General features: G+C 46.5%; 11 protein-coding genes. 9 read left to right on the top strand and 2 right to left on the bottom strand.

What is annotated here, in order from left to right:
- Positions 1–2 precede the first annotated feature (2 nt).
- Genes bshA through ABD734_RS07450 form a run of 9 tightly spaced genes read left to right on the top strand, consistent with a single transcriptional unit; the run spans position 3 to position 9902 of the window.
- The gene (bshA, locus tag ABD734_RS07410; RefSeq protein WP_344702988.1) at positions 3–1148 is read left to right on the top strand and encodes an N-acetyl-alpha-D-glucosaminyl L-malate synthase BshA; all 1146 of its coding nucleotides are present in this window, start codon (positions 3–5) and stop codon (positions 1146–1148) included.
- On the top strand, positions 1141–2352 hold the full coding sequence (locus tag ABD734_RS07415) for a CCA tRNA nucleotidyltransferase (RefSeq protein WP_344702990.1): 1212 nt from the start codon (positions 1141–1143) through the stop codon (positions 2350–2352). Before bshA ends, ABD734_RS07415 begins: the two co-directional genes overlap by 8 nt.
- Positions 2309–3271: a biotin--[acetyl-CoA-carboxylase] ligase gene (locus ABD734_RS07420; RefSeq protein ID WP_344702992.1), complete on the top strand. Its 963-nt coding sequence runs from the start codon at positions 2309–2311 to the stop codon at positions 3269–3271. The genes ABD734_RS07415 and ABD734_RS07420 overlap by 44 nt, the downstream gene beginning before the upstream one ends.
- A gap of 18 nt (positions 3272–3289) precedes the next feature.
- On the top strand, positions 3290–5803 hold the full coding sequence (locus ABD734_RS07425) for a helicase C-terminal domain-containing protein (RefSeq protein WP_344702994.1): 2514 nt from the start codon (positions 3290–3292) through the stop codon (positions 5801–5803).
- 30 nt (positions 5804–5833) lie between these two features.
- A complete protein-coding gene (locus ABD734_RS07430) occupies positions 5834–7021 on the top strand; it encodes a pyridoxal phosphate-dependent aminotransferase (protein WP_344702996.1) in 1188 nt (395 codons plus the stop codon).
- Between the two features lies 1 nt (position 7022).
- Positions 7023–8312 (top strand): asparagine--tRNA ligase, encoded by a 1290-nt coding sequence (asnS, locus tag ABD734_RS07435; protein ID WP_344702998.1) that lies wholly within the window; start codon positions 7023–7025, stop codon positions 8310–8312.
- A gap of 45 nt (positions 8313–8357) precedes the next feature.
- On the top strand, positions 8358–8972 hold the full coding sequence (locus ABD734_RS07440) for a DnaD domain-containing protein (protein WP_344703000.1): 615 nt from the start codon (positions 8358–8360) through the stop codon (positions 8970–8972).
- Positions 8965–9621, top strand: coding sequence for an endonuclease III (gene nth / locus ABD734_RS07445; RefSeq protein WP_344703002.1), 657 nt, complete (start codon positions 8965–8967; stop codon positions 9619–9621). The genes ABD734_RS07440 and nth overlap by 8 nt, the downstream gene beginning before the upstream one ends.
- Positions 9618–9902: a YpoC family protein gene (locus ABD734_RS07450; RefSeq protein WP_344703004.1), complete on the top strand. Its 285-nt coding sequence runs from the start codon at positions 9618–9620 to the stop codon at positions 9900–9902. The genes nth and ABD734_RS07450 overlap by 4 nt, the downstream gene beginning before the upstream one ends.
- A gap of 25 nt (positions 9903–9927) precedes the next feature.
- Here ABD734_RS07450 and ABD734_RS07455 read toward each other — a convergent pair whose 3' ends face one another.
- Both ABD734_RS07455 and recU read right to left on the bottom strand, forming a co-directional pair.
- Positions 9928–12345 carry a transglycosylase domain-containing protein gene (locus ABD734_RS07455; protein ID WP_344703006.1) on the bottom strand — a complete coding sequence of 806 codons (2418 nt, stop codon included), beginning with the start codon at positions 12343–12345 and terminating at the stop codon, positions 9928–9930.
- Positions 12346–12347: 2 nt separating this feature from the next.
- Positions 12348–12965 (bottom strand): Holliday junction resolvase RecU, encoded by a 618-nt coding sequence (gene recU / locus ABD734_RS07460; protein ID WP_425568373.1) that lies wholly within the window; start codon positions 12963–12965, stop codon positions 12348–12350.

Genomic DNA, 12965 nt, shown 5'->3' on the forward strand with positions numbered 1-12965 from the left:
CTATGAAAATTGGCATTACATGTTATCCAAGTGTGGGGGGCAGCGGAATCATCGCCACCGAACTTGGTATGCAGATGGCAGAGCGGGGGCATGAGGTCCATTTTATAACTTCCAACGTACCGTTCCGTCTAAGCACAAGCCATCCCAACATCTATATTCACCAGACGGACATCAATGATTACAGCGTTTTCCGCTATCCACCATATGACATAACCATCGCAAGTAAAATTTCTGAAGTGATTCTTGAGCACAACCTGGACATCATCCACATGCATTACGCAGTGCCCCACGCCGTATGTGGCATACTGGCAAGGCAGATGGCTGGACGGGAGGTGCCGGTTGTAACCACTCTCCACGGTACGGACATCACGGTGCTCGGCTACGATATGTCGTTAGTAAGCGCCATCCGTTTTGGCATAAACGGCTCTGATGCTGTTACGGCAGTTTCCGAGAGCTTAAAGGAACAGACGAAAGCTGTGATAGAGACGGAGAAAGAGATCCGCACTGTACATAATTTCGTCGATGAAAATTATTTTAATGTTGAACAGCGCATGATGACTAAGCAGAAGATGAAGGATCGTTTCAGTATAGATGAAGACACTGTCGTATTGATGCACACCTCAAATTTCAGGAAGATCAAGCGCATCGATGATATAGTGCGGGCCTTCCATACTGTGCATGAAGCACTCGATGGGGTGCTGATACTGGTGGGTGATGGTCCCGAAATGAACAGTGTCAAAAGGCTGGTAAAGTCACTGGGGCTAAAGGACCATGTCATCTTCGCTGGCCAGCAGACGGATGTACGATCATTCTATCTGATGAGCGACATCTTCTTGTTGTTGAGTGAGAAGGAAAGCTTCGGATTAGCCTTGCTCGAAGCGATGAACTGCGGCGCGGTCCCTATCGGCAGTGTGGCCGGTGGAATCAGTGAAGTGATCAGAAATGAAGACACTGGATTTCTAGTTGAGGTGGGGGACTACAGAAGTGCTGGAGAACATATCATGCAACTGGCGAAAGACCCTTCCTTATATAAGGAAATGCAAGAGAATATGTTGTCGGATATTGCATCAAGATTCCACTCAAATGTCATCGTCAGTCAGTACGAGAAGCTTTATGGAGATCTGTTAGGAGATGCAGACAATGCATGAGTTATTTACTTTAGGTGGAGAAATATTGAAGACATTGAAATCTAACGGGTTTGAGGGATACTTTGTTGGAGGCTGCGTACGGGATTACCATATGGGACGCACGGTAAATGATGTAGATATCACAACCAACGCTCTTCCAGATCAGACAGAATCATTATTCCCGCAGACGATCGACGTAGGTAAGGAACATGGCACGGTCATCGTAAGGATTTCAGGTGTCTCTTTTGAAGTCACGACGTACCGCACAGAAGAAGGCTACAGTGATTTCCGCAGGCCGGACCGCGTTTCTTTCACCAATCACCTTTATACGGACTTGGAGCGCAGGGATTTTACGATGAATGCGATGGCCATGGATGAAGATTTCAAGATTTTGGACCCCTATTCAGGCAAAGCCGATATAGCAGGTGGAATCATCCGGACTGTCGGATGCCCAAGGGAACGATTCGGTGAAGATGCCCTCAGGATGTTGCGGGCGGCACGCTTCTCTTCCCAGCTTCAGTTTGATGTCGAATCAGCCACACAGAACGCCATGACCAAGAGCGCCCAATACCTTGAACATGTGGCTGTAGAGCGAACAGTAGCAGAACTTGTAAAACTGTATGCTGGGCAGGATAATATAAAAGCAAAACACGTCCTTATCAAAACTGGAATTACAGCGCATCTCCCTTTCTTCAAGCTTGTGTGCGAAACATCGTTCCTCAAAACACGGCCAGGATCATTATTGGAAGAGATTGCACTGCAGATTTGGCTGGATGGAGATTTATATGATGCGCTCAATACTTTGAAACTTTCCAACGAGATGAAAAATGAAATCAACCAGATATTAAAATTGTCGGAGCATGCTGAACGAAAAGATTACTTGATGCTTGCATATAATTTTTCTGATAGAATACTATCTGTCGCTTCCTCCATGATGGGTGCCAATCCTTTTTTCTCCTCACCGCTGAAGGTGCAGAATATAACTGCCGCGATAGGGGTTAAATCGGATTTGCCGATACATTCACAAAAAGATATTGCCATCGATGGCAAACAACTTATGGCTTATTTTAATCTGCCTGGCGGCAAGTGGATCCGCACAATCATGGAGGCGCTTGAAGAAGAGATTCTACGTGGCAATTTAAAGAATGACAAGAATGAAATCATGAAATGGATGGGCGCCCATGTCGAAATCGAAACAGGACATATTAAGATTATTGAAGAGTGATGAATACATTTCGGGCCAGTCGATGGCGAATCAGCTTGGCATATCCAGAACTTCAGTATGGAAAAGCATTAAAGCGCTAAAAGCCGAAGGCTATCAGATTACTTCTGTCCCGAATAAAGGTCATCGGTTGATTGCTCCACCTGGCTACATAAATCAGACCGCCTTGGAAGTTCTGGTGGAGCACTCTGAAGTGTTCGGGCACATCGAATATCTGCAGACGGTCGACTCGACGCAGAATATCGCTTTTAAGATGCTCGATATCTATGACAGTGCATTTGTCGTGGTTTCAGAGGAGCAGACGAAGGGGCGTGGCCGATTCAATCGTGACTGGGCCTCCCCTAAACAGCGGGGGCTCTACATCTCACTCGTATTGAGACCGGACGTGCCGTTAACGGACATCATCCGGTTCAATTTGTTCATATCGTTGGCCATCTCCAGGTCCATTGATGAAACTTTTAATTTACCGAGCGGCATAAAATGGCCAAATGATATATATATCAATAATAAGAAAGTATGCGGATTCTTGACGGAAGTAGTGAGTGAAGGAAATGCCGTCAATGCTGTGGTATGCGGCATCGGCATCAATATATTCAAAGACGCGGCTTTGTCTTCCTTGCCAAAGGCAACTTCCATCGAAGCGGAGATGGCTGAAGGGGAAAGTCTGGATACAGATGTTTTCATTAAGACTCTCTTTAAAAACCTGGAACACTATTATGATCTGTTCCTCAAGCATTCATTCACTGCCATCAGGGACGAATGGAAGGCCAAGTCGATAATATTCGACAAATACTTAAAAATCAGCGAGACCGGAGATTCATACATGGCTAGGGCACTTGACATAAATGAGGATGGCTTCCTTGAAGTGGTGGATGAAAATGGTCGGCTCAGAAAAGTAATCAGTGCAGATATAGAATTATAGTGGGGAATCGGTGATAAGATGCAACATCAGAAATTTGCGGTTGTAGACCTTGAAACAACAGGCAACAATCGGAATAGGGACAGCATTATACAAGTAGGTATTGTAATAGTTGAAAACTTGAAGATAGTCGATCAGTATACTACATTCCTGTCGGATGAAGTCACGCTCTCTCCTTTCATCCAAGATTTGACGGGGATTGACAGCGGGATGCTTGAAGGTGCGCCAAAGTTTAAACAGGTTGCAAAGCACATCGCGAACATACTTGAAGGCTGCGTTTTCACAGCACATAATGTGGAATTCGACTACGGGTTTCTTGAAGTAGCCTTCAAGTCCTGTGGCATTTCCTTCCAACCATTATATCTTCTCGACACTGTTGAACTTTCCAAAATCTTCCTGCCCACGCTTGAGCGCTTTCAGCTCAATGAAATTGCGCAGGTATTGGATCTTGAACTGTCAAACGCTCATAGGGCTGATGAAGATGCGCGGGCAACCGCACGACTGCTTATCCATCTGCTCACTAAAATCACTGCACTTGATACAGAAACATTGAAGCTTTTGTATCATTTATCCAAACCCCTGAAATTTAACCTTTCAGATCTGATCTTTTCTGTAGCAGCAGAGTCTACATCATCAAAGACGACCCATCTCGAGCGGTATGGCACCTTCTATATCCGCAGAGTCAAAACGAAGACGGCAGACGCTATTCCCAAGTCAGTAGACGAAATATATAATGCCTACATACGCTGGTCACATAAAGACTTCAGGGCGGACCAGCTGCATCTTGCGAAAGAAATATTCGAAGCGATGGAACGATCTGAAAACCTCGCGGTGGAAGCGTATACTGGTATTGGGAAAACCATCGCTTTTCTTATTGCAGCCGTAAGCTATCATTCGTTGTATGGAAAACGGGTGTTGATATCCACGTCGAAGAAGATTCTGCAGAACCAGATCATCAAAGATGAATTGGCATCGCTGCAGGCGGCGCTTGGCAAAGATATACCGACAGCCAGCTTGAAGGGAAAAGATAATTACATTGATCTCGATGCCGTAGAACTTCTGCTCTCCGCTGAAGATGATAATACAGAAATCATACAGTTGAAGATGAAATTGCTCGTATGGCTTTTGGAAACTGAAACAGGGGATATAGCGGAAATACATTTAAGGGGACCTGAAAAATCCTACTACCGGACTGCGTCGATCCAATCCGGGACACTCGGGGAGATTTTCTTCAACCGTGCCCTAAAACGTGCCGAAGAGTCGACTTTGATAGTGACCAACCATTATTTCCTTACAGACTGTGCTGAATACCTACAGGATTTAGAAGTGCTTGTCATCGATGAGGCCCATCAGCTGAAGCGCGCGCTCGATGAGCGTCTGAAGGTCTCCTATGGCTATCAGGACATGAAGTTCTTCATTGGACAGATAGGCACCACCAATCAGGATAGATTACTCTCTACCTACCTTGAACAGAATGTTGCGGCGGATGCCGAAATGCTGGAGGATATATTAAAACGCATCAACCATAATATCGATAATATCTTCAGCGCCATCTCGGCCGGCAATAGAAACCAGCTTATGGCACATCTTGAGACAGGCTCAAGACATGCCTCGACATTCCTTGGCATCGTCAGGGACACAGGCGACTACCAGGCAATCTATAACCATATGCACCATTATGCTATGGTGCTTAAACAGATATACGAAGGGCTTCAAAATGAGCGCTTTTCTCTTGATGTTGACGTTAATTTCCAAAAGATAAAAATCCATATACAGCTTGATGATATGGAGACCATCAAAGAGAGGGTGGTGCGCGACTCGGCATCCATCCTGCTCTCAGGGACCCTCGAGGTGAACGGCGGCTTCAGCCACCTTGATTATTGGTTCGGAGAGCATGAGCCCCGCACCAAAGTTTTTGCGAATGATTCCCTGTTCAACAGCACGAAGCTCTTCATTCCTGAAGATGTGCCGGACTACAATATCAATGACGATGCCTTCATCTCGTCAATCGTGGAATACATGGCCGTCTATTTGAGTGAAACGGATCAAAAACTAATGATTCTATTCTCCAATTATGAACTGCTTGATAAGGTATATGAATACATGGAAGCCATCGAAACATTCGAAAGCTTCGTCATACTTAGGCAGACGAGAGGAATGGCCAGCGACAAGTTATTGGCCCAATTCAATCAGTTGGAACGCAGCATTTTGCTTGGCACTTCCAGTTTCAACGAAGGCATCAATATAGAGGGGGATGGACTGAAGAGCCTAATGCTGACAAAATTACCGTTCCCCGTGCCAAAACAGCCGGACTTCAGGCATTTCTATAAAAATGATCTGCCGGAAGCTGTTTTTCAATTCCGTCAAATAGCAGGGCGCATCCATCGCAAACCATCTGACAAGGGGCTTCTGTTCCTGTTCGATAAACGGCTGCTCAGCAGAAGGTATAAAAATGCCTTTCTGAAATACTTCCCTGACGAAAACGTCATAGAAGGAAACACTGAGTCTTTCAAAGCTTTGCTTCGTGACTTATAATGGATATAACACTATTAAAGGAGACAGACGATGCAACTCTCTAAAAAAATAAAGAACATCACACCAAGCCAGACATTGGCCATCACAGCCAAATCAAGAGAACTGAAAGCCCAGGGCGTTGATGTCATCAGCCTTGGAGCAGGAGAACCTGACTTCAATACACCAGATGAGATCATCGAGAAAACCTATCAGGCGCTAAAAGAAGGCCATACCAAATACACCGCTGCCTCTGGTGTTCCAGAGCTTAAAGAAGCCATTTCAAAAAAGATGAAAATGGACCATGACCTGCAATACGACACTTCAGAGATTTTCGTTGGAAGCGGTGCAAAGCATGTCCTCTACAACATCTTCCAGGCGACCTTGAATCCAGGGGATGAAGTCCTGATACCGACCCCTTACTGGGTAAGTTACACTGAACAGGTCAAACTGGCTGAAGGTAAGCCAGTCATCATGCATACAGATGAATCCACGTCCTTTAAAATGACGCCGGAAATACTTCAGCGCCACGTGACCGACCGTACACGCATGCTGCTCCTCAACTCACCAAGCAACCCAAGTGGCATGGTCTATACAGAAGACGAACTCCAGGCACTTGCAGATTATCTCGAAGAGACGGATATAATCGTAGTGGCTGATGAAATATACGAAAAACTCGTCTACGATAATGTACACATCTCGATCGCCTCGATGAGCGATAAGATGAAGCAGAACACCATCATCGTAAATGGTGTCAGCAAATCCCATGCGATGACCGGATGGCGCATCGGCTACGCTTGTGGCGATCGTGACCTCATGAAGGCCATGACTGACTTGACGACCCATTCGACATCAAACCCTGCCACACCCTCACAATGGGCTGCGGTGGCGGCTTACGAAATGGAAGAATCGTATCTGGTCGAATACAACAATACTTTCCGGGAACGCCGGGATAAAGCGTACAGTAAATTGATGGAGCTGCCGTATATAACTTGCATAAAACCAGAAGGCGCGTTCTACCTCTTCCCGAATTTCAAGGAGTGTGCTGTTAAATGCGGATTCGATAGTGTCGATGACTTCGTCGCACAACTGCTTGAAGAGCAACATGTGGCTGTAGTGCCGGGGTCCGGTTTCGGTTCACCCGACAACATCCGCCTGAGCTATTCATTGAGCGCAGAAGATATGGAAAAAGCGCTTGAACGCATCAAAAAATTCATAGCACAACATGCAAAAGGAGTTTGACATGAAGATTTCAATTAACCAGGCACCAAAACATGAAGGACAGAAAGTAACGATAGGATGCTGGCTGCTCCAGAAAAGAGGGAGCGGCAAGATTCAGTTCCTGCAACTTAGAGACGGGACAGGTTTCATGCAAGGCATCGTAGTAAAAGAAAATGACGAAAGTCTGTTCGAAACCGCCAAGGGCCTCAACCAGGAAACCTCCATGTATATTACCGGCACCATCAAAGCTGATGACCGCTCTTCGTTTGGATATGAGATGGAAGTCGAGGGCATTGAAATCATCCATGAGTCCCATGGATATCCGATCACACCGAAAAATCACGGCGCTGAATTCCTTATGGACAACAGGCATCTGTGGCTGCGTTCGAAGAAGCAGCACGCCGTCATGAACATCCGCAACCAGATCATCAAGAGCACTTATGACTATTTCTTCGACAACGGCTACAAAAAGATCGATCCGCCGATACTGACAAGCAGTTCACCGGAAGGTACGACAGAGCTGTTCCATACGAAATATTTCGATGAAGATGCCTACCTCTCACAAAGTGGCCAACTATATGCAGAAGCGGCAGCAATGGCACATGGAAAAGTGTTCTCTTTCGGACCTACATTCCGTGCCGAAAAATCGAAGACAAGGCGACACCTTATAGAGTTCTGGATGATCGAACCGGAAATGGCATTCTATAAGCATGAGGACAGCCTCGAAGTTCAGGAACAGTATGTAGAATACTTGGTTACGCAAGTTCTGGAACACTGCAAGCTCGACCTTGAACGGCTTGACCGTGATACAGCAGCGCTTGAGAGGATCAAAGCGCCGTTTCCGCGCATCACTTATACTGATGCGATAGAATTGTTGAAGGAAAAAGGTTTTGAAGATATAGAGTGGGGGGATGACTTCGGAGCGCCACATGAAACCGAAATCGCCAACCACTTCGATAAACCCGTCTTCATAATCAACTATCCAAAAGAGATAAAATCATTCTATATGGAAGAGAATCCCGAGGATCCACGTACCGTCCTATGTGCCGATCTGATTGCACCGGAAGGGTATGGAGAAGTCATTGGAGGCAGTGAAAGAATCCATGACTATGACACATTAAAACAAAGGATAGAAGAAAGCGGACTCAACCTTGATGCCTATGAATGGTATCTTGAATTGAGGAAGTACGGCAGCGTGCCGCATTCCGGCTTCGGACTCGGCCTCGAGCGTACTGTTGCCTGGCTGAGTGGTGTACAGCATGTCAGGGAAACAGCACCATTCCCACGCCTGCTCAACCGCCTCTACCCATAAAACCAATATCGCCGCAAGGCGATATTTTTATAAGGAGCTTTTATCATGCTTGCAGATTATATACAGTATATGAATGTGCCGGTCAATAAAATTCTACTCGACAATTACTCTAAACTCGGGTTGGATGAGAAATCATTGATCATCGTCATAAGACTGTCTGATATTCGTCAGAAGTCAGCAGAACTGCCTGACTTCAAACACCTTTCTGAAGGGATGACGATATCATTTGGAGAAGTTTCGGATGTCATCCAACATCTGATCGAAAACGGACTGCTTGAGGTCGAAACAGTCAAAGATGAAGGCCGGTATGTCGAACATTTCTCGCTCGAACCACTGTTCAGGAAACTTCCACAGTTCATCGAGGAAAAAGCAGCAGAGCCGGATCCTTCGGAAATACGCTCGTTATTCGAATATATTGAAGCACTGTATGGCCGTGTCATCAGCCCGAATGAATTCGAAAGGATCAACAGCTGGCTTGAAGACCCAGCAAATAGTGCTGAGTCAATAAAAGAAGCTGTCGATCTTGCCTATCAGAATCAAGTGACATCCCTTCAGTATGTCGAGCGCATCCTCAGTCAGCCGAGAAGCAAGAAGTCACCTCAAACCAGCACCCATATGCCCCTCAGATCTTGGTTGGAAGGAGAAGATGTCTTTGATTAGCCGGAAAAAAACCATAGAAATGATAGATAAGATTGACGCCATGTTCCCAGATGCCGAGTGTGAACTCGTCCATAAGAACCCGTTTGAACTGACTATAGCCGTACTCCTTTCTGCACAATGTACAGATAACCTCGTCAATAAGGTGACTCGTGAGCTCTTTAAGAAATATAAAGGACCCGAGGATTTTATTGCGGTCGAGCAGGCTGAGCTGGAACAGGACATCAGATCAATCGGCCTGTTTCGAAATAAAGCCAAAAACATCCAAAAATTAAGCAAAGATGTCATTGAGCGTTTTGACGGAATAATTCCTGATAATTACGATGATCTGGTCAGCCTTGCTGGAGTCGGCCGAAAAACCGCAAATGTTGTAATTTCAGTGGCATTCGGCGTCCCGAGAATTGCGGTGGACACGCATGTCGAACGTGTATCCAAGCGATTGGGCATTGCACGGTATAAAGACTCTGTGCTTGAGGTGGAACAGACCCTCATGAAGAAAGTCCCTGAAGATAGATGGAGTAGGACCCATCATCAGATGATCTTCTTCGGCAGATACCACTGCACCGCGAGAAACCCGAAGTGTGAAGCGTGTCCGCTTCTCGACGATTGTAGGGAAGGGCAAAAACGGATGAAGAAGGCAGGGCTACTGTGACGATCGAGGCAGTCTACGGTTCACTCATCAAAAATGCCCATCAGCCTGACCATGACCTTTACGACAAATACTATTCACTCGTCACCGATCATATCCAAAAGCACTTATCGGAACTAGAAGCAGACGATCACCCAGAAGTCCTCCCCCTTAATTACTGCGACAGGATTTCTTATATAAAAGCCAACCCCTATAAATACCACAGCATCGTCCAGTTGAATTTGATTTATACGGAATTCGTTAAAAAGCACGCCTCCTATTGCGTCAGGAGAAACAAAAAATAAGCACCCCAGCTGGGGTGCTTATTTTTTATGCCGCTTCATCTGTCTCTTCTTCCGTCTGTTCCTCCACTGGTTCTTCAACAGAAGGCGCCGCTTCTTCCGTCTGCTCCTCAGTCGGTTCAGAAGTCGGTTCTTCTGTCCGCTCTTCAGTGGCTTCTTCCTGGGTCGGCTCTTCAGTTGTTTCTTCCTGGACCGGTTCAGAAGTCGTTTCCTCAGTTGGCTCTTCGGTAGTCTCTTCCTGTGTTGATGGTTCAGTAGTATTTTCCTGCGTGCTTGGTTCTTCTTCACTTTCTGTAATGACCTGACTTGGTTCTTCTACTGTTTTCTCGGTTTCAGTGTTCTGTTGTTGTCTTCTGCCGGATTCTGTAGACTGAAGTCCTTCATTGCCCCGAACGGCGAGTTCATTGCCGTTCACCTGGACAACGCTATCAGGCCTTGCGAAATCTTGTCCATTATAGGTGCTGATCGACTGCATGATATCCCTGAAGAACCATTGCGGCGTAATGTGCTCATCCTGACCGACGAATGACGCCTCACCATTTTCAAGGGTTTTGTTGAACCCGGTCCACACACTCATCGTGTACTCAGGTGTGTATCCTACAATCCAGGCATCTTTCGCTGCATTGTCGGGCAGGTTATTTTCTTCCCTCAATTCTTTCGAGTAGGAAGTGGTTCCTGTTTTGGCGGCTATATTCAGGCCATTCATTGGAATGAAGTCTGCACTGCCGTAAGGTTCGAAAGTGCCTTTTAGCATATCCGTCATCATGTAGGCTGTATAATCTTCCATCGCCTTTTCGGATTCGCTCTCAAACTCTATGGTTTCGCCTTCATCGGTGACGACGTAGCGGATTGACTGCGCTTCATTGTATGTTCCGCCGTTGCCGAAAGAAGCGTAGGCTTGGGCCATTTCCAGTGGACTGAACTGTGAATGGTCACCGCCCCCGAGCACATCATTGAACGTCAATGACAGATCGTCTTCGTCCTCAGTGCTGTACTCAAGTCCGACATTTTCCGCAAATTTTTCGGGTGCATTCTCTCCCGCTTCTTCCTTTACGGCCTCAAAAGTCTTGACTGCCGGGATATTGAAGCTCTGCCTCAAGGCATCCCTCATCGTAACCTCCCCGTGATCCTTCATATCATAGTTGCTGATTGTATTGCTGAAGCCATCAGGTTGGTATTCCATTTCATCTTCAATGAGGTGATCCGTCCGCCACTTCATATGTTCTATGGCAGGGCCGTAGGAGAGGAAAGGCTTCATTGTGGACCCCACGTTCTTTTTGACCAATGCCTGGTTGTGCATGACGACTTCACGGTAATCGCGTCCGCCGGAGACGGCGACCAGGTTACCCGTCTCCGTGTCCAGTATAGTGGAAGCAATATTGAAGTGCTCGCTTTTGAATTTTTCATTATAATAATAATCTCTGTCATTGACCATAGTCTGAAGCTCTGCTTGGACATCACTGTCCATATTCGTGTAGATCGACAGACCGCTTGCCAGCGCTTCACCAAGCTCCATATCTTTGAATTTATCATTCGTCTGAAGTTCCTGCTTGACCATATTTATATATGAGGCGTATTCAGGATCTTCCGGCTCGCTCGAGGCACGCTCTTCTTCTGAACGGTTCACAAGATTTGCTGTGATGTCAGTATTAATCGCTTCATTGTACTGCTCTTCGGTGATGCGTTCATGATGCAGCATGAGATTCAGTACAGTGTGGGCCCGGTTGGTTCCCGATTCGCCATCTACATATAGATTATACCGGTTGGGCAGCTGCGGCAATCCGGCAAGGTAGGCTGTTTCCGCCAGGTTCAATTCATCAAGCTCTTTGTCGAAATAGTATTTTGAAGCTGTCCTGATGCCGTATATCCCATCCGAGTAGTAGATTTTATTCAAGTACATCTCGAGTATCTCGTCCTTCGAATATTCCTGTTCCAGGCGATAGGCGAGATACGCTTCCTGTGCCTTTCGGGCGATGGTCTTCTCTTCGGTCAGAAAGACCCGTTTGACGACTTGCTGCGTGATTGTACTCGCTCCCTGACTGCCGAAACCATCCGTAACGTTGTTGAGCACCGCTGCGCCGAGTCTCCGGAAGTCCACAGCCCCATGCTCATAGAAACGGTCGTCCTCAACCGACAGCACAGCGTCGGTGACGTATTCCGGCGTATTGTCGATGTCCAGCAGTTCCCGCTTTTGGCCTTCAAACAATTTCGTGACCAATTCATCGTCCTTATCGTATATTTTAGCAGGTATCGGGTCTTTCAGCTTCTCCTCGCTGAAGGCGGGGGCTTTCGATGCATAGTAGGCGAACAGGAAGGACCCGACAACCAGCATGACCAGGCCGATGAGCAGGAGCCATAAAACTATGCGTTTGATCATTGATGACCTGGAGCGTTTTCCACCTTTCTTCTGTGGCTTTCCAGAACTTCTCTTATAATTTTGTGCCATTGTCATTCTCCATTCTCGAAATAGAATTCATCTACAGCGTCCAAATATTGGATGCGCGGGTTTATGGCCTGCTTAAGCAGGATGCTCTCATCCTTGATGTCTTGATATCTGATTGATTTTCTGCCACCATCTTTATAAGCATCCCAAAACGGCAGGAACTTTTCAAAGGGCATCATATACGTCTCCCCATAGAATGAAAAGCGGAGGATGATAAAGACTAAGCCGCCATGCCTATGGCACCGTGTCATATGGTCAACCTGGTGTTCATGTATGTTGATGAAGGGGAAACGGGACTCGTTGTGCGTTTCCTTCGCTTCAAAGTCTATATATTTCCCTCGATATATGCCATTGTAGTCGCTTGTCGACGGTACTTTAAAGTAGGCTTCATCGATCTTGGCCCTGTTTCTTGACGGGTAGTCCACATTGACGATCTGCACGGGCGTCGGTTTCTTGTGTATGACGGCCCGTCCCGTCTCCAGGTAGAATTGATTGGTATGGTCAAGATCTTTTTCCAGCGTCATTCCCCGCGATCCGTAGCGGACCGTCCCGCTTCTCGACTTCTTCCGGGAAGCAGGATTGTTGTGCCGGGGCTTCGTGCCTTTAGGGTACTTCATGCCCAT

The sequence above is a fragment of the Salinicoccus jeotgali genome (assembly GCF_039538805.1).
Taxonomy (GTDB): Bacteria; Bacillota; Bacilli; order Staphylococcales; family Salinicoccaceae; genus Salinicoccus; species Salinicoccus jeotgali.

Coding starts and splice junctions, on each gene's coding strand:
- bshA (WP_344702988.1), top strand. CDS start 3: ATGAAAATTGGCATTACATGTTATCCAAGTGTGGGGGGCAGCGGAATC.
- ABD734_RS07415 (WP_344702990.1), top strand. CDS start 1,141: ATGCATGAGTTATTTACTTTAGGTGGAGAAATATTGAAGACATTGAAA.
- ABD734_RS07420 (WP_344702992.1), top strand. CDS start 2,309: ATGTCGAAATCGAAACAGGACATATTAAGATTATTGAAGAGTGATGAA.
- ABD734_RS07425 (WP_344702994.1), top strand. CDS start 3,290: ATGCAACATCAGAAATTTGCGGTTGTAGACCTTGAAACAACAGGCAAC.
- ABD734_RS07430 (WP_344702996.1), top strand. CDS start 5,834: ATGCAACTCTCTAAAAAAATAAAGAACATCACACCAAGCCAGACATTG.
- asnS (WP_344702998.1), top strand. CDS start 7,023: ATGAAGATTTCAATTAACCAGGCACCAAAACATGAAGGACAGAAAGTA.
- ABD734_RS07440 (WP_344703000.1), top strand. CDS start 8,358: ATGCTTGCAGATTATATACAGTATATGAATGTGCCGGTCAATAAAATT.
- ABD734_RS07455 (WP_344703006.1), bottom strand. CDS start 12,345: ATGGCACAAAATTATAAGAGAAGTTCTGGAAAGCCACAGAAGAAAGGT.
- recU (WP_425568373.1), bottom strand. CDS start 12,965: ATGGGCATGAAGTACCCTAAAGGCACGAAGCCCCGGCACAACAATCCT.